The organism is Pseudomonas monteilii, assembly GCA_001534745.1.
GTDB lineage: Bacteria > Pseudomonadota > Gammaproteobacteria > Pseudomonadales > Pseudomonadaceae > Aquipseudomonas > Aquipseudomonas alabamensis.
In genome coordinates this window covers 1226122-1243890 of sequence record CP013997.1, presented here as the reverse complement: position 1 = coordinate 1243890, position 17769 = coordinate 1226122, and the positions used below count along the sequence as shown (strand labels likewise).

Here is a 17769-nt window from a genome sequence, read left to right as displayed (position 1 = left end):
CCGGGCTCGCTGAACCGTTGCCTCCTGAGGACCGTCCATGCCCTCCCTGATGCGTTCGCTGCGCCTGCTCGTGATCATTTTGGTGGTAGTGGCCGGCGCCGTCCTGTGCGCCAGCTGGGCCCTGCAACGGGCCGAGCGCCAGGCGCTGGAAGCCGACGCGCGACGGGCCAGCGAGCAACTGCACGTGTATGCCAACGCCCTGCACACCCTGATCGAGCGGTACCGGGCGCTGCCGGCGGTGCTGGCGCTCGACCCGGAGCTGGTGCAGGCCCTGCAGGGGCCAGTGGACGCGCCGACGCAGGACCGGCTCAACCGCAAGCTCGAACGCATCAACGGCGCAGCGGCCTCCTCCACCCTTGAGCTGCTCGATCGCCAGGGGCTGGCGGTCGCGGCCAGCAACTGGCGCCTGCCGACCAGCTACGTCGGCTCCAACTACGGCTTTCGCCCGTATTTCCAGCAGACCATCAGCCACGGCAGCGGGCGTTTCTATGCCGTGGGCGTGACCAGTGGCGTGCCGGGTTACTTCCTCTCCAGCGCCGTCACCGATGAAGGTGGGCGCTTTCTCGGGGCCATGGTGGTCAAGCTGGAATTCCCCGAATTGGAGCGGGAATGGCGCCAGGGCAACGACATCCTGCTGGTCAGCGATGCACGCGGCATCACCTTCATCGCCAATCAGCCAGGCTGGCGCTACCGCGAACTGCAACCGTTGACGCCCGAGGACCGCGCCGACATCGCCGCCACCCGGCAATACGACAAACAGCCGCTGACGCCCTTGCAGCATCAGGTGCGCACGCAGTTCCAGGACAACAGCCGCTTGAGCCGGGTCCAGGGGCCGAGCGGCACGGCCGACTACCTATGGGAAAGCCTGCCGCTGCCCGACGATGGCTGGACCTTGCACCTGCTGCGTACGCCTCAGGTCGGCAAGGAAGGCATCAATGCGGCGCTGACCGGTGCCCTGGCCTGGTTGAGCCTGGTGTTCGCCGCCCTGTTCGTGAACCAGCGCCTGCGCCTGGCACGCCTGCGGGTGCGCAGCCGCGAGGCGCTCGAGCAGCAGGTCGAGGAGCGCACCCGACAGTTGCGTCTGGCCCAGGAAGGCCTGGTGCAGTCGACCAAGCTGGCAGCGCTGGGGCAGATGTCGGCGGCCCTGGCCCACGAGATCAACCAGCCGCTGACCACCCAGCGCATGCAGCTGGAGACCGTGCGCCTGCTGCTCGACCATGGCCGTCACGCCGATGCGCGCCAGGCGCTGGAACCGCTCGAACAGATGCTGACGCGCATGAGCGCCCTGACCCATCATCTGAAGACCTTCGCCCGTAACAGCCCGGGCGGCCTGCGCGAGCGCCTGGACCTGGCCGAGGTGGTCGACCAGGCCCTGCACCTGCTGACCACCCGCCTGCGTGACGACGGGGTCGAGCTGGCGCTGTACCTGGCGCGTCCGGCCTGGGTTCGGGGCGATGCGATCCGCCTGGAGCAGGTGCTGATCAACCTGCTGCACAATGCCCTGGATGCCATGGCCGACAAGCCCTACAAGCGCCTGGAAATCCGCATCGACGCCCAGGACACCGCCTGGTGCCTGAGCGTGCAGGATTCCGGCGGCGGGATCGACCCGGCGCACCTGCCGAACGTCTTCGACCCTTTCTTCACCACCAAGCCGGTCGGCGAAGGGCTGGGCCTGGGCCTGGCGATCTCCTACGGGATCGTGACCGAGGCCGGTGGCCAGCTACGCGTCGACAACGCGCCGGGCGGCGCCCGTTTTAGCCTTCTTCTGCCGCGTGACCTGGAGCCTGCATGTTGAATTCGGTGATCGTCATCGACGATGAACTCAGTATTCGCACCGCCATCGAGCAATGGCTCGAGCTGGCCGGTTTCCAGGTGCAGCTGTTCGCGCGCGCCGAGCCGTGCCTGGAGACGCTGCCGGCGCATTTTCCGGGCGTGGTGATCAGCGATGTGCGCCTGCCGGGCCTCGATGGCCTGCAGGTGCTCGAACGCCTGCAGGCGCTCGACGCCGAGTTGCCGGTCATCCTGCTGACCGGACACGGTGACGTGCCGATGGCGGTGGAAGCCATGCGCGCGGGTGCCTACGACTTTCTGGAAAAACCCTTCAGCCCACAGCACCTGCTCGGCAGCCTCAGGCGCGCCCTGGACAAGCGCCGGCTGGTGCTGGAGAACCGCCGCCTGCACGAGCAGGCTGACCTGCGCACGCGCCTGGAAAACAGCCTGCTCGGCATGTCACCGGGCATGCGCCAGTTGCGTCAGCAGGTGCTGGACCTGGCCGCGCTACCGGTCAACGTGCTGATCCGCGGCGAGACCGGCAGCGGCAAGGAGCGTGTCGCGCGCTGCCTGCACGAATTCGGTCCACGGGCCGGCAAGCCCTTCGTCGCGCTCAATTGCGCGGCGATCCCCGAGGCGCTGTTCGAAGCCGAACTGTTCGGGCACGAGAGCGGCGCATTCACCGGCGCCCAGGGCAAGCGGATCGGCAAGCTGGAGTACGCCGACGGCGGCACGGTGTTCCTCGACGAGATCGAGAGCATGCCGCTGGCGCAACAGGCCAAGCTGCTGCGGGTGATCCAGGAGCAGACCTTGGAACGGCTGGGGGCCAACCGCAGTATCCGGGTGGACCTGCGGATCATCGCCGCGACCAAGCCGGACCTGCTGGAGGCAGCGCGGGCCGGCCATTTCCGCGAAGACCTGGCGTACCGCCTGAACGTGGCCGAACTGCGCCTCAAGCCGCTGCGCGAGCGTCGCGAGGACATCCTGCTGCTGTTCGAGCACTTCGCCCAGGCTGCCGCGCAGCGTCTCGACCGTTCGGTGCCGCCCCTGTCGGACGGGCAACTGGCGCGCCTGCTGGGCCATGACTGGCCCGGCAACGTGCGCGAACTGGCCAATGCCGCCGAGCGCCATGCGCTGGGCCTGGAGGCCCCTGAACTCGAGGCGCCGGGCAATGCCGGTTCGCTGCAGGCACAGATGGAAGCGTTCGAGGCCCAATGCCTGCGCGCGGCCCTGCGCCAGCATCGAGGCGAGATCAAGGCGGTGATGGAGCAGCTGAACCTGCCACGGCGCACGCTCAACGAGAAAATGCAGCGGCACGGGCTGGTCCGGGAGGCGTTTCTTGCACGGGAATAGGCGGATTCTTGCCGATGACAACAGGCAGATCGGCGGAAATTTGCTGATCTAGCAGATTGACGCGACCTCCTTGTGGGAGCGGGCTTGCCCGCGATTGCGTCAGGGCCGTCGCCGCCTGCAATCGCGGGCAAGCCCGCTCCCACAGGCCCGTGGCAACGGGTCTCATTAAGGTGTGGCTGTGGGTGAAGGAGCAGCAGGCGGGCACCTGCACGAAGGCGACAAAGCCTGCATGAACGCCACGCGTTCACGCCTTGGCACACCTTCTGCAATGACCCGGGCAGTCACCGCATCCCGGTGCACCCCACAAAAACAAAGAGAAGGTCATCCCTGATGGATAACACCACTTCCCTGCCGCGCAGTGAAGGCATCTCGCCTGCTGTGCACAAGACAACCGGCTCACGGCTCAAGTCGATCTTCAGCGGCTCCATCGGCAACATGGTCGAATGGTACGACTGGTACGTGTACGCCGCGTTTTCGCTGTACTTCGCCAAGGCCTTCTTCCCGGCCGGCGACACCACCGCGCAATTGCTCAACACCGCCGCGATCTTCGCCGTGGGCTTCCTGATGCGTCCGATCGGCGGCTGGCTCATGGGTCTGTACGCCGACCGCAAAGGGCGCAAGGCGGCGCTGATGGCGTCGGTCCTGCTGATGTGCGCCGGCTCCCTGGTGATCGCCCTGACGCCCGGCTACGAGACCATCGGCGTGGCCGCACCGATCCTGCTGGTCGTGGCGCGCCTGATGCAAGGCCTGTCGGTTGGCGGTGAATACGGCACTTCAGCCACCTACCTGAGCGAGATGGCCACCAAGGAACGCCGTGGCTTCTTCTCGAGCTTCCAGTACGTGACCCTGATCTCCGGGCAGCTCATCGCCCTGGCGGTGCTGATCATCCTGCAGCAGACCCTGACCACCGAGCAGCTCTACGCCTGGGGCTGGCGCGTACCCTTCGTGATCGGCGCGCTGTGTGCGGTGGTGGCGCTGTACCTGCGCCGTGGCATGGAAGAGACCGCGTCCTTCACCAAGAAGAAGGCGTCCGACGAAAGCCTGATGCGCACGCTGCTGCGTCACCCCAAGGAACTGCTGACCGTGGTCGGCCTGACCATGGGCGGTACCTTGGCGTTCTACACCTACACCACCTACATGCAGAAGTACCTGGTGAACACGGTGGGCATGAGCATCAGCGACTCGACCACCATCTCGGCGGCCACGCTGTTCCTGTTCATGTGCCTGCAACCGCTGATCGGCGGCTTGTCGGACCGCATCGGGCGGCGTCCGATCCTGATCGCCTTCGGGGTCCTGGGCACGCTGTTCACCGTGCCGATCCTCAGCACCCTGCACACCATCCAGAGCTGGTGGGGCGCGTTCTTCCTGATCATGGCGGCGCTGATCATCGTCAGCGGCTACACCTCGATCAACGCGGTGGTGAAGGCCGAGCTGTTCCCGACCGAGATCCGCGCACTGGGCGTGGGCCTGCCCTATGCGCTGACCGTGTCGATCTTCGGGGGGACCGCCGAGTATGTGGCGCTGTGGTTCAAGAGCATCGGCATGGAAAGCGGCTTCTACTGGTACGTCACCGGGTGCATCGCCTGTTCCCTGCTGGTCTACGCGACAATGAAGGACACCCGCACGCACTCGCGCATCAACACCGACTGATCCGGCGCGTGGCGTGAATCGCACAGAGGGGCATCGCACGATGCCCTTCTGTGCATTTGCAGATCGTCCCAGGCTTGGCACACTAGGGCCCCGTCTACCGAGAGGAAGGGCCACCTGGCCCAGCGCCTATGTACTCCTACGAAACCGCCCAGGGCCATGGCCTGCCCCACGATCCCTTCAACGCCATCGTCGGCCCGCGTCCGATCGGCTGGATTTCCTCCCACGACCGCGAAGGCCGCCTGAACCTGGCGCCGTACAGCTTCTTCAACGCCTTCAACTATGTGCCGCCGATCATTGGTTTTTGCAGTGTCGGGCGCAAGGACAGCCTCAACAACATCGAGCAGACCGGCGAGTTCGTCTGGAACCTGGCGACGCGCCCGCTGGCCGAGGCCATGAACCAGAGCTGCGCGGCGGTCTCGGCAGAGGTCGACGAGTTCGAGCTGAGCGGATTGACGCCGACGCCTTCGCGGCTGGTGGGCGTCCCCCGGGTGGGGGAAAGCCCGGTGGCCTTCGAGTGCAAGGTGAGCCAGATCATCCAGCTCAAGCGCGCCGACCAGGCACTGGTGCCCAGCTGGCTGATTCTGGGTGAGGTGGTGGCGGTGCACATCGCCGAGCACCTGCTCAAGGACGGGATCTATGACACGGCGGCCGCGCAGCCGATTCTGCGTGGCGGTGGCCCGGCGGACTACTTCGAGCTGGGCGAGCTGTTCAAGATGCGCCGACCCGAGGTGTAAGGCACTGCCCGATCGTATGGGTCGAGCAGAGGGAGGCGCCGACTACGCGCCCTCCCCCCAGACCAGCCCACCTTCTTCATCCACCCCCGCCAACCGCTCCAGCACCTCGGCGGCGGCAGTATCCGCGGCATCGGCTCGCGGGAAGACCTGCGCGTCGAGCACCTTGTGGAAACGGGGGGCGCCGGGACCGTGGGCGGCCTTCACGGCGATGGCGGCGTGATAGCCGCCCTCGGTCGGCACCATGGCCGAGACGGCTTCGAAGCCGGGGAACACTTTGCGGGCCATGGGGAGCCTCCTGATCAGGACGAACGAGTCACACCGCACACGTCGTGACGCGCGGTCACTCCTCGACGCTCATGTACTCCTTGGCCCAACGGATGTAGTCCTCGGGCTGGGTGTAGGTGTGCGACAGCTCGGTGGCGCTGAGGCTTTCGGCCTGGGTCTGACGGCCACGCTGCTGGCGCAGGCAGTCGTAGGTCGCCTTGATCGCGGCGAAGTAGGCCGCATGCCCGTCGACCACGATGCGCACGCCCAGGCTGGCCAGGCGTTCGTCGTCGGTGAGCTTGGGGTTGCCGTAGGTGACCAGCATCAACGGCACGCTCAGGTGTTCGGCGATGGCCTCGAGCTGATCGAAGTCCTTCACGCCGACCATGCAGATACCGTCGGCACCGGCCTCCTGGTAAGCCCGCGTGCGGGCGATGACCTGCTCCAGTGGCAGCACACCCGCATTGGTCCGGGCGATGATCGACAAGGCCGGGTCGACCCGGGCCTCGAGTGCGGCGCGGATCTTGCCGACGCCCTCTTCCACCGAGATCAGGTCGGTCGACTTGCGGCCGAACTGGGCCGGCAGCAGGGTATCTTCCAGGGTCAGGGCGGCGACGCCGGCGCGCTCCAGCTCGACCACCGTGCGCATGACGTTGAGAGCGTTGCCGTAGCCATGGTCGGCATCGGCCAGTACCGGCAACTGGGCGACCCGACCGATGCGCGTGGCCTGCTCGACGAACTCGCTCAAGGTGATCAACGCGAAGTCCGGCGCAGCCAGCACCTGGAGGGAGGCCACCGAGCCACCCAGGATGCCGACCTCGAAGCCCAGGTCGGCGGCGATACGCGCCGACATCGGGTCGAAGACCGAGGCGGTGTGGTAGCACGAGCCCGAGGCAAGCAAGGCGCGGAAGTCGGTACGCAAATCGTGATGTGAAGCCTTGGGCATGGTCACTCCGCAATAACAGTGAAGGTGAACGGGCTGACGACCGACCTCTGGATGAGGTCCACCTGGCTCTTTCTCGCCGACGCCATCAGGCAGCCATGCTGGACATGGTGGCAGAGGAATAGAAGGTTTGGGTTACAGCAGTGGATGATCAGGCGACCTCTTGACGCACCGTCATGGTGCAAAGCCCCGTGATTCGGCCTGTCTGGCGTTGTCACCTTACCACGCCAGGTGGCATACCAAAATGAAAGCACCTATGCAGATCCGGCATAGGGGATGCCGGAACTACATAGTTAGCTATCGAATCAGGTACGCTATCCTGCGTTTCGTCACTGACACGTCCACCTTGCCCAGGCCTGCCCCATGACCGCCTCGCTTGCACCGAACATCCCTCGCGCCACGCTGGTCGGCCTTATGCTGGCCACGCTGCTGGGCGCCCTCGATCAAACCATCGTCGCCGTGTCGCTGCCGGCCATTTCCGCACAATTCGGCGATGTCGGACTGCTGGCCTGGGTGGTGTCCGGCTACATGGTGGCCATGACCATCGCCGTGCCCCTGTATGGCAAGCTCGGCGACCTGTACGGGCGTCGGCTGATGATCCTGACCGGCACGGCGATCTTCACCCTGGCGTCGGTGGCCTGTGCCCTGGCCCAGGACATGCCGCAGCTGATCGCGGCGCGGGTGCTGCAAGGGCTGGGTGCAGGCGGGATGATTTCGGTCAGTCAGGCGATCGTCGGCGACCTCGTGCCGCCCCGTGAGCGGGGTCGCTACCAGGGCTATTTCAGTGGCATGTATGCCGTGGCCAGCGTGGCAGGACCGGTGCTGGGCGGGGGACTGACCGAATACCTGTCCTGGCACTGGGTGTTCTGGGTCAACCTGCCCCTGGGCCTGTGCACCTGGTGGGCGCTGCACCGTGCGCTGGGCCGGTCGGGCCGGACGCGCCCCGAGGCACGGGTGGACTATGCGGGTGCCGTCCTGCTGACGCTGGGCCTGGGCAGCCTGCTGCTGAGCATCACCTGGGTCGGCCAGGGTCACCCCTGGACCAGCCCGGCCGTGGTCGGCCTGGCTGCCGTCGCCCTGGTCGGCCTGATCGTATTCGTCGCCCATGAGCGTCGCACCGCGCAACCGCTGATGCCCCTGCACCTGTTCGGCAACCCGGTGGCCGTGCTGTGCTGGACCACGCTGTTCTTCGCCAGCTTCCAGTCGATTTCCCTGACCATGCTCGAGCCGCTGCGCATGCAGAGCGTCACCGGCGCGGGTGCCGACAGCGCCGCGTTGCACCTGCTGCCGCTGGCGATGGGCCTGCCCATTGGCGCGTTCAGTGGCGGACGCCTGACCTCCAGGACCGGCCGATACAAGCCGCAAATACTCACTGGTGCGCTGTTGATGCCGGTGGCGATCCTGGGCCTGGCCCTCACCCCCGTCCAGGCCGGTCTGCCCAGTGCGGTGTGCCTGCTGCTGATCGGCATCGCCTGTGGCCTGCAGTTTCCCACCTCGCTGGTCGGTGCCCAGAGCGCGGTGGCGCCTCACGACATGGGCGTGGTCACCAGCACCACCAACCTGTTCCGGTCACTGGGCGGTGCCGTGGGCGTGGCCTGCATGTCCAGCGCGCTGCTGGCCCTGATGCTGCAGGCTGGCCTGGGACGGTTCGAAGGGGGCAACCTGCTGTTGGGCAGTGTGCACAGCCAGGGCCATGGGGTGGCCACCGTATTATCAGGCGTGTTCCGTCACCTGCTGATCGGCAGCGCCGCCGTCTCGCTGCTGGGGACGCTCGCTGCGCTGGCGCTGCCGGATCGACCGCTGCGCGGGCGCAGCTAGCAGGGAAACACGTCTTCACACACCTTCACAAAAGGTCATTTGCGCAATGCCGGACTCCAGCGCAACATGTCCAGCCCGGTGTCGGCCCATTTGTCGGCATCGCCCAGCAGGTCGAAGCTGTCCGGCAGCAACAGCCAACGCTTGACCAGCCCGTCGATGTAAGCGAACAGCGCGAGCGCGGCGCGGTCAGTGTCCAAGGCATCTGGCAATTGGCCACGGCGCACGGCATTGGTGACGGCTAACGAGATACTCTCATGGCATTCGACGATCGAACTCTGCCGCTGCTGACGTATCTCGCACATGTCGTCGGTGAATTCGCACTTGTAATGCAGGATCTCGTGGATTCGCCGCGTGCGCGAATCCTGCACCACCTCCCGGAACAGGCGTACCAGCAGTTGCCGCGTGCAGCCGAGGGGGTCGAGTTCGTCTTCGCTTTCGCTGGCGCGGGCCAGCGGGTCGAGCGTCTCGCGCAGGCTTTCGAGCAGCGCTTCGATCAGCTCGGCCTTGTTGTTGAAGTGCCAGTAGATCGCGCCCCGGGTCACCCCGGCCAGCTCAGCGATCTCCGCCAGCGTGGTGCGGGCGACGCCGCGGTTGTAGAAGGCCTTTTCCGCGGCCTCGAGGATCTGGTTTCGAGTTTCCTGGGCTTCCTCTTTGGTACGACGAACCATGGCAGTACAACCTCATCAGCGCCCCTGCGCTGTGCGAGCGCGGGGCGATCGTGCCGGGCTCGTCCCGAAAGGCGGCATCCGGTCTCGTTTATCACGGCTGGGGCGGGCAAATGGCCGCACCAGCGCTGTTTACAAACAACCATGAATGTAAGTATATTCATTAGCAAGCTATTTATCCACTCGGTGATACCGCTGCTGACCCAGCGGTACTTGCCGGGTCGCCCGATTGCCAACAGCACACTTCATCACTTCTGAGCGTCCCCCTGCTCTTGCGACCCGAGGACTGTCATGCAACTCAAGCCAGCCGTTTCCGCTCTGGTTTCCGCCGTCGCCCTGGCCACCCTGCTCGGTGGCTGCCAGAAAAAAGAAGACGCCGCGCCCCCCGCGCAGGCGCCTCAGGTCGGCGTCGTCACCCTGAAAGCGCAACCCTTCACCCTGACATCCGAACTGCCGGGCCGCACCAGCGCCTATCGGGTCGCCGAAGTCCGCCCTCAGGTCAACGGCATCATTCTCAAGCGCCTGTTCAAGGAAGGCAGCGACGTCAAGGCCGGGCAGCAGCTCTACCAGATCGACCCTGCGGTCTATGAAGCCACCCTCGCCAACGCCCAGGCCGATGTCCAGGCCACCCGCTCGTTGGCCGGTCGCTACAAGCAGCTGATCGACGAGCAGGCCGTGAGCCGGCAGGAATACGACGATGCGCGCGCCAAGCAGCTGCAGGCCGAGGCCACGCTCAAGAATGCCCAGATCAACCTGCGCTACACCAAGGTGCTGGCGCCGATCAGCGGTCGCATCGGGCGCTCGGCTTACACCGAAGGCGCACTGGTGAGCAATGCCCAGACCAACGCCATGGCCACCATCCAGCAGCTCGACCCGATCTACGTCGACGTCACCCAGTCCTCGGCCGAGCTGCTCAAGCTGCGCCGCGACCTGGAAAACGGTCAGCTGCAGCGCGCCGGCGACAACGCCGCCAAGGTCCAGCTGGTACTGGAAGACGGCACCGTCTACGCACAGGAAGGCCGTCTGGAGTTCTCCGAGGTGTCGGTCGACGAGACCACCGGCTCGGTGACCCTGCGCGCGCTGTTCCCCAACCCCGACCACACCCTGCTGCCGGGCATGTTCGTCCATGCGCGCCTGAGCGCGGGCGTCAACCAGAACGCCATCCTGGCGCCGCAGCAAGGCGTGACCCGCGACATCAAGGGCCAGGCGACCGCGATGGTGGTCAACCAGGACAACAAGGTCGAGCAGCGCTCGCTCAAGGCCAGCCGCACGCTGGGCAACGACTGGCTGATCGAGGACGGTCTCAAGCCGGGCGATCGCCTGATCACCGAGGGCTTGCAGTACGTGCGTCCTGGGGCCGAGGTCAAGGTCAGCGAGGCCACCAACGTCAAGCAACCGGGCGAGCAAGGCCAGGCCGGCGCCGCCGACGCGGGCGGCAAAGGGGAGTAAGTCATGTCCAAGTTCTTCATTGATCGCCCGATCTTCGCCTGGGTGATCGCATTGGTGATCATGCTGGTCGGCGCCCTGTCGATCCTCAAGCTGCCGATCAGCCAGTACCCCAGCATCGCGCCACCGGCCATCGCCATTTCCGTGACCTACCCGGGCGCTTCGGCGCAGACCGTGCAGGACACCGTGGTGCAGGTCATCGAGCAGCAGCTCAACGGCATCGACAACCTGCGCTACGTGCAGTCGGAGAGCAACTCCGACGGCAGCATGACCATCACCGCCACCTTCGAGCAGGGCACCGACCCGGACATCGCCCAGGTCCAGGTGCAGAACAAGCTCAACCTGGCGACCCCGCTGCTGCCGCAAGAAGTGCAGCAACAGGGGATTCGCGTGACCAAGGCGGTCAAGAACTTCCTGATGGTGATCGGCCTGGTGTCCGAGGACGGCAGCCTGACCAAGGAAGACTTGGCCAACTACATCGTCTCGAACATGCAGGACCCGATCTCGCGGACCTCCGGGGTCGGTGACTTCCAGGTCTTCGGCGCCCAGTACGCCATGCGCATCTGGCTCGACCCGGCCAAGCTGAACAAGTACCAGCTGACCCCGGTCGACGTGCGCACGGCGATCACCGCGCAGAACGTCCAGGTCTCGTCCGGTCAGTTGGGCGGCCTGCCGGCCGTGCCGGGCACCCAGCTCAACGCCACCATCATCGGCAAGACCCGTCTGCAGACCGCCGAGCAGTTCAAGAACATCCTGCTCAAGGTCAACCGCGACGGTGCCCAGGTGCGCCTGGGCGATGTCGCCGAGGTGGGCCTGGGGGGCGAGAACTACGCGGTCAGCGCACAGTTCAACGGTAAGCCGGCCTCGGGCCTGGCGGTCAAGCTGGCCACCGGGGCCAACGCCCTGGAAACCGCCAAGGCGCTGCGCCAGACCATCGCCGACCTGGAGCCGTTCTTCCCGGCGGGCGTCAAGGCTGTGTTCCCGTACGACACCACGCCCGTGGTCACCGAATCGATCAGCGGCGTGATCCACACGCTGATCGAGGCCGTGGTGCTAGTGTTCCTGGTGATGTACCTGTTCCTGCAGAACTTCCGCGCCACCATCATCACCACCATGACCGTGCCAGTGGTCCTGCTGGGTACCTTCGGCATCCTGGCGGCGGCCGGTTTCAACATCAACACCCTGACCATGTTCGCCATGATCCTGGCCATCGGCCTGCTGGTGGACGATGCCATCGTGGTGGTGGAGAACGTCGAGCGGGTGATGTCCGAGGAGGGCCTGCCGCCCAAGGAGGCGACCAAGCGGTCCATGGGGCAGATCCAGGGCGCTCTGGTGGGCATCGCGCTGGTGCTGTCGGCGGTCCTGTTGCCGATGGCCTTCTTCGGCGGTTCCACCGGGGTGATCTACCGCCAGTTCTCGATCACCATCGTCTCGGCCATGGGCCTGTCGGTGCTGGTGGCGCTGGTCTTCACGCCGGCCCTGTGCGCCACCCTGCTCAAGCCGCTGAAAAAGGGCCAGCATCACGAAGCCAAGGGCGGGTTCTTCGGCTGGTTCAACCGCCAGTTCGACCGCAGCGTCAACGGCTACGAGCGCAGCGTCGGCGGTATCCTGCGGCACAAGGCGCCGTTCCTGCTGGCCTACGCGTTGATCGTGGTCGGCATGATCTGGCTGTTCACCCGCATCCCGACCGCCTTCCTGCCGGAAGAAGACCAGGGCGTGCTGTTCGCCCAGGTGCAGACCCCGGCCGGTTCGAGTGCCGAGCGTACTCAATCGGTGGTCGACCAGATGCGCGAATACCTGCTGCGCGACGAGTCCGATACCGTGTCGTCGGTGTTCACCGTGACCGGCTTCAACTTCGCCGGCCGTGGCCAGAGCTCGGGCATGGCGTTCATCATGCTCAAGCCGTGGGAAGAACGTTCGGCCGAGAACAGCGTGTTCGGCCTGGCCGAGCGCGCCCAGCAGCACTTCTTCAGCTTCCGCGACGCGATGGTGTTCGCCTTCGCCCCACCGGCGGTGCTGGAACTGGGTAACGCCACCGGCTTCGACGTGTTCCTCCAGGACCGCGCCGGGCTGGGCCACGAGAAACTCATGGAAGCGCGGGGCCAGTTCCTGGCCAAGGCGTCCCAAAGCAAGATCCTCGCCGGCGTGCGCCCCAACGGCCTGAACGATGAGCCGCAGTATCAGCTGATCGTCGATGACGAGCGGGCCAGCGCCCTGGGCGTGACCATCGCCGACATCAACAACACCCTGTCGATCGCGCTGGGCGGCAGCTACGTCAACGACTTCATCGACCGCGGTCGTGTGAAGAAGGTCTACATCCAGGGCCAGGCCAATGCGCGCATGAGCCCGGAAGACCTGCAGAAGTGGTATGTGCGCAACGGTGCGGGCGAGATGGTGCCATTCTCCTCGTTCGCCCGTGGCGAGTGGACCTACGGTTCGCCCAAGCTGTCACGCTACAACGGCGTCGAAGCGGTCGAGATCCTGGGTACGCCGGCACCGGGCTACAGCACCGGTGACGCCATGGCCGAGGTCGAGCGCATCGCCGGCGAACTGCCGGACGGCATCGGCTTTGCCTGGACGGGCATGTCCTACGAGGAAAAACTGTCCGGTTCGCAGATGCCGGCGCTGTTTGCCCTGTCGCTGCTGTTCGTGTTCCTCTGCCTGGCAGCGCTGTACGAAAGCTGGTCGATCCCGATCGCCGTGGTCCTGGTCGTGCCGCTGGGCATCATCGGGGCACTGATCGCCACCAGCCTGCGTGGCCTGTCCAACGACGTGTACTTCCTGGTCGGGCTGCTGACCACCATCGGCCTAGCGGCGAAGAACGCGATCCTGATCGTGGAATTCGCCAAGGAGCTGCACGAACAGGGCAAGAGCCTGTACGACGCGACCATCGAGGCCTGCCGCATGCGACTGCGCCCGATCATCATGACGTCCCTGGCGTTCATCCTGGGCGTGGTACCGTTGACCATCGCCAGTGGCGCCGGCTCCGGCAGCCAGCACGCGATCGGTACCGGCGTGATCGGCGGTATGCTCAGCGCCACCGTGCTGGCGATCTTCTGGGTCCCGCTGTTCTTCGTCGCCGTGTCGTCGCTGTTTGGCAGCAAAGAGCCCAAGCATCCAGACACCCCTGAAACTTCACGTAATGAGGCTGGGCAATGACCAAGTCTTTGTTGTCCCTGGCGGTTACCGCCCTGATCCTCGGCGGCTGCTCGCTGATTCCCGACTACCAGACGCCGGAGGCGCCGGTTCCGGCGCAATGGCCGCAGGGCCCGCAGTACTCCCCGGCTGAGTCGGCCGAGGTGGCGGCTGCCGAGCAAGGCTGGCGCCAGGTGTTCCGCGACCCGGCGCTGCAGCAGCTGATCCAGACCGCCCTGGTGAACAACCGCGACCTGCGCGTCGCGGCCCTGAACACCGAGGCCTATCGCGCGCAGTACCGCATCCAGCGTGCCGACCTGCTGCCGACCGTCTCGGCCACCGCCGCTGGCTCGCGCCAGCGCTTGCCGAGCGGGGTCTCGCCAACAGGGCAATCGGCCATCAGCAGCCAGTACTCCGCCACCTTGGGCATCAGCGCTTATGAGCTGGACTTGTTCGGTCGGGTACGCAGCCTGTCCGAGCAGGCGCTGCAGACCTACCTGTCCAGCGAAGAGGCACGGCGCTCGACGCAGATCAGCCTGGTCGCCAGCGTGGCCAACGCCTACTACACCTGGCAGGCCGACCGTGAGCTGCTCAAGCTGACCCAGGACACCCTCAAGGCGTTCGAACAGAGCTATTCGCTGACCCGTCGCAGCACCGAGGTGGGCGTCTCGTCGGCGCTGGACCTGAGCCAGGCACGGACCTCGGTGGAAACCGCCAAGGTCAAGCTGGCCCAGTACCAGCGCCTGGTCGCCCAGGACATCAACAGCCTGACCGTGCTGCTCGGTGCCGGCCTGCCGGACGATCTGCCCGAGCCGCCGAAGCTGGACGACACCAAGCTGGCCGATGTCCCGGCTGGCCTGCCGTCGGACATGCTGCAACGGCGTCCGGACATCCAGGAAGCGGAGTACCTGCTCAAGGCTGCCAACGCCAACATCGGCGCAGCCCGTGCGGCGTTCTTCCCGAGCATCAGCCTGACCTCCAACGCCGGCACCTTGAGTGCCGACGCCGACGGGCTGTTCAAGGGCGGCTCGGGCACCTGGCTGTTCCAGCCGCAGATCAACCTGCCGATCTTCACCGCCGGTAGCCTGAAGGCCAGCCTGGACTACGCCAAGATCCAGAAGGACATCAACGTGGCCCGCTACGAGAAGACCATCCAGACGGCCTTCCAGGAAGTGTCAGATGGCCTGGCGGCGCGCAAGACCTTCCAGGATCAGGTCCAGGCGCAACGTGACCTGGTCGCCGCGAACCAGGACTACTACCGCCTGGCCGAGCGTCGCTACCGGATCGGGATCGACAGCAACCTGACCTTCCTCGACGCCCAGCGCAACCTGTTCAGCGCCGAGCAGTCGTTGATCACCGATCGCCTGACGCAGCTGACCAGCGAGGTCAACCTGTACAAGGCCTTGGGTGGCGGCTGGTACGAGCGTACCGGTCAGGCCCAGCTGTAAGACCAGACGGCCCCAGGGCCCGCACCTTCGACGGAGGTTTCATCGAAGGTGCGGGCCCTGGGGCCGCTGTGTGTCTGCTGCCCGCCGTGCTGCCGGGCGTCTCCTGCCTACTGCGCGGCCTGGCGCGCCTCGGCAGGCGGATGGCCGATGAAGCGCAACATCCACAACCCCACCAGATCGCCCTGATGTGCCTCGGCCAGGCTGGCCATGGCTCTCTCGTAGACGGCTTCGTCGAAGTGGTGCTGGCGCGCTTCGAGCAAGGCTTTGGAATAGTCGTGCACGAACTCGGGATGCCCCTGGAAGCACAGCACCTGATCGCCGATGTGGTAGGCCGCGTAAGGGCAGAACTCACTGGAGGCGATGACCTGGGCGCCCTTGGGCAGGCGCGTGACCTGATCCTGATGGCTGATGAGCAAGGTCAGCTCCGATACCGCTTCATCCATCCCGGGTGCATGCGCGTCCAACGTGTAGCGGTGCACGCCGACCCCCCACCCCTGCGGCGCACGCTCTGCCTGCCCGCCCAGGACCAGGGCCAGCAGTTGGTGCCCAAAGCACACGCCCAGCAGTTTTTCGCCCCGTTCGTACAGCTCGAGCAAGTAGACCTTGAGCGTCTGGATCCAGGGATCATCGCCGAACGAATCGGCCTTGCTGCCCGTCACCAGGTAGGCATCGAACACCTCGGCCTCGTCTGGGTACTGGCCGTTCATCACGTTGTACACCTGAAACTCGGCGGCGATCGGTTGGCGTGCGAACAGCTGTTCGAACATCTTTCCGTAGCCTTGGTACTGCGCGATCAGCTCTGGCCGCAGGACGTCGGTTTCCAGGATGCAGAGGCGTAGCGACATAGGGGTAATCCTGAACGACATGAAGTGGATGGACCGGTAGAGCGTGCCGCGAAAGCCACGTACAAGCAAGGGGAAGCCACCTGACGAGTGGCGTTCGTCGGGTCGTCCGCATGTTCGGCGATCACCCGTGTCTAGTTCAGGTATGTCAGCGTGTTCACCGAACATGCCCTGCTGTTCTTGCATGAATGGGCATAAGGTTAGAACAAAGCGTTCTCAAGGGATCGTCGCGCTGACCCTGCGGTAGGTTATATACGCAGTATGAAAGACAGGGCGTGAAACAGCGGGGGATGCTGTCACGTTCTACCTGCATGACAAGGAAAACCAGGCTCTCTCAGGAATAACAAAAAGAAGGCAGTCCGCCATGTTCAGAGATTCGAAAGTCCGCCAGGCAGGTCTCATCCTGTTCGCCACGACCCTGTTGTTGATCTTGCCGAACCTGACGCGTTTGTTTGGGTGACGAGGGCATGGGTTGGAGGGCGACGCTCAGTTGTCTGCACGCCACCAGGCGCGGATCTTGCCGCTCGCTCAGCGATTCGCCGTGGCTTGGGTGCATGCCTGAAAAGGTCGACACCGCATGGGTTTCATCGCTGGCAAGCCAGCTTTCATAGAACATAAAATATCTTGTTAATTTTAAAAGGAATAACTTCAGGATTTGTGGGCCCTGCGGGCCCAATCGCGGCACTGGGGCCGCTCCCACAGGTGACCGCGACAGCCTGCAACCCTGCGGTGGGACTACGGGTGTAGGAGCGGCCCCTGTGCCGCGATGGGCCGCAAAGCGGCCCTAAAATCGATTAGCAATGAAGCTTCGGATCCTGCCAGCTATCGCCATGTTCTTTGCGCGACAGCGCGGCGCCAAGGCGGCGGGCGGACTTCCACAGGAAGTCGCTCAAACCCATATTTCTCGGCAGGCCGCGCTTGTGCTGGTAGGTGCTGGCTTACCGGCGATGAAGCCAACACGGTGTCGAACCTGTTGGCTTGCCCCTCACCTCTTTGCGGGCCTGGTCGGCCTCAGGCCAGCTCGGCCATGCGCGCCTTAGCCTGGCTCAGGCCCTTCTCCTGATGATCGCCGCCCATGTTCAAGCCTTCGGCATGGACGAAGGCGACATCGGAAATCCCGATGAACCCCAGGACCTGACGCAGGTAGGGTTCCTGATGATCGCTGGCAGCGCCGGCATGCAGCCCGCCCCGTGCGGTCAGCACGATCGCCCGCTTGCCTTCGAGCAGGCCCACTGGGCCATTGGCGGTGTACTGGAACGTCACGCCGGCACGCAGCACATGGTCCAGCCAGGCTTTCAAGGTGCTGGGAATGGTGAAGTTGTACATGGGCGCGGCCAGCACCAGCACATCGGCCTGCAACAGCTCATCGATCAACGTGTTCGACCGCGCCAGGGCCTGACGCTCCTCGGCGCTGTGCTGGTCCTCAGGCTTCATCCACCCGCCTAGCAGGTCCATGGCCATGTGCGGCACCGGCGTGACCGCCAGATCGCGCACCGTCGGTACATCCTCAGGGTGCGCGGCCTTCCATTGGGCGATGAAGTCGCGGGTGAGCTGGCGGGACACCGAATCCTGCTGGCGGGCGCTGCTTTCGATGATCAGGGCGTGGGACATGGAAGACTCCGGAAATGAAGGGTGGCGATTCGATGGGCGCAGATTAGCGATTGACCTATCGATAAAAAAGCGCAAAAGTTCGGGTCAACC

The 17769-nt window shown here is 65.3% G+C and carries 13 protein-coding genes; 8 read left to right on the top strand and 5 right to left on the bottom strand.

Annotated features, from left to right (window positions below):
• The first annotated feature begins 37 nt into the window (after positions 1-37).
• The 4 genes from APT63_05610 (at position 38) to APT63_05595 (ending at position 5507) form a co-directional block, all read left to right on the top strand.
• Positions 38-1795 carry a two-component system sensor histidine kinase gene (locus tag APT63_05610; protein AMA45150.1) on the top strand — a complete coding sequence of 586 codons (1758 nt, stop codon included), beginning with the start codon at positions 38-40 and terminating at the stop codon, positions 1793-1795.
• Positions 1789-3123 carry a C4-dicarboxylate ABC transporter gene (locus tag APT63_05605; GenBank protein ID AMA45149.1) on the top strand — a complete coding sequence of 445 codons (1335 nt, stop codon included), beginning with the start codon at positions 1789-1791 and terminating at the stop codon, positions 3121-3123. The genes APT63_05610 and APT63_05605 overlap by 7 nt, the downstream gene beginning before the upstream one ends.
• Positions 3124-3453: 330 nt before the next feature.
• Entirely contained in the window at positions 3454-4773 is a 1320-nt protein-coding gene (locus APT63_05600) for an MFS transporter (protein ID AMA45148.1), read from the top strand.
• A 128-nt stretch (positions 4774-4901) separates the two neighbouring features.
• Positions 4902-5507, top strand: a complete 606-nt coding sequence (locus APT63_05595; protein ID AMA45147.1) for an Asp/Glu/hydantoin racemase — start codon at positions 4902-4904, stop codon at positions 5505-5507.
• 42 nt (positions 5508-5549) lie between these two features.
• Here APT63_05595 and APT63_05590 read toward each other — a convergent pair whose 3' ends face one another.
• Together APT63_05590 and APT63_05585 are read right to left on the bottom strand one after the other, a co-directional pair.
• Positions 5550-5792, bottom strand: a complete 243-nt coding sequence (locus APT63_05590; GenBank protein ID AMA45146.1) for a hypothetical protein — start codon at positions 5790-5792, stop codon at positions 5550-5552.
• A 55-nt stretch (positions 5793-5847) separates the two neighbouring features.
• Complete coding sequence (locus tag APT63_05585; protein AMA45145.1) at positions 5848-6717, bottom strand: oxaloacetate decarboxylase; 870 nt, start codon at positions 6715-6717, stop codon at positions 5848-5850.
• A gap of 360 nt (positions 6718-7077) precedes the next feature.
• Here APT63_05585 and APT63_05580 point away from each other — a divergent pair, with 360 nt between their 5' ends.
• Complete coding sequence (locus APT63_05580) at positions 7078-8532, top strand: disulfide bond formation protein DsbA (protein ID AMA45144.1); 1455 nt, start codon at positions 7078-7080, stop codon at positions 8530-8532.
• A gap of 35 nt (positions 8533-8567) precedes the next feature.
• Here the strand turns inward: APT63_05580 and APT63_05575 are convergent, their stop codons facing one another.
• Positions 8568-9200, bottom strand: a complete 633-nt coding sequence (locus APT63_05575; GenBank protein AMA45143.1) for a TetR family transcriptional regulator — start codon at positions 9198-9200, stop codon at positions 8568-8570.
• Positions 9201-9488: 288 nt separating this feature from the next.
• On the opposite strand from APT63_05575, the gene APT63_05570 reads away from it, so the two are divergent.
• Genes APT63_05570 through APT63_05560 form a run of 3 tightly spaced genes read left to right on the top strand, consistent with a single transcriptional unit; the run spans position 9489 to position 15226 of the window.
• Complete coding sequence (locus APT63_05570; protein ID AMA45142.1) at positions 9489-10646, top strand: efflux transporter periplasmic adaptor subunit; 1158 nt, start codon at positions 9489-9491, stop codon at positions 10644-10646.
• Between the two features lie 3 nt (positions 10647-10649).
• On the top strand, positions 10650-13802 hold the full coding sequence (locus APT63_05565; GenBank protein AMA45141.1) for a multidrug transporter: 3153 nt from the start codon (positions 10650-10652) through the stop codon (positions 13800-13802).
• A complete protein-coding gene (locus APT63_05560; protein ID AMA45140.1) occupies positions 13799-15226 on the top strand; it encodes a multidrug transporter in 1428 nt (475 codons plus the stop codon). Before APT63_05565 ends, APT63_05560 begins: the two co-directional genes overlap by 4 nt.
• A 107-nt stretch (positions 15227-15333) precedes the next feature.
• Here APT63_05560 and APT63_05555 read toward each other — a convergent pair whose 3' ends face one another.
• Both APT63_05555 and APT63_05550 read right to left on the bottom strand, forming a co-directional pair.
• On the bottom strand, positions 15334-16071 hold the full coding sequence (locus APT63_05555; GenBank protein ID AMA45139.1) for an amidotransferase: 738 nt from the start codon (positions 16069-16071) through the stop codon (positions 15334-15336).
• A 1008-nt stretch (positions 16072-17079) separates the two neighbouring features.
• A complete protein-coding gene (locus APT63_05550) occupies positions 17080-17679 on the bottom strand; it encodes an FMN-dependent NADH-azoreductase (protein AMA45138.1) in 600 nt (199 codons plus the stop codon).
• Between the last annotated feature and the right edge of the window lie 90 nt (positions 17680-17769).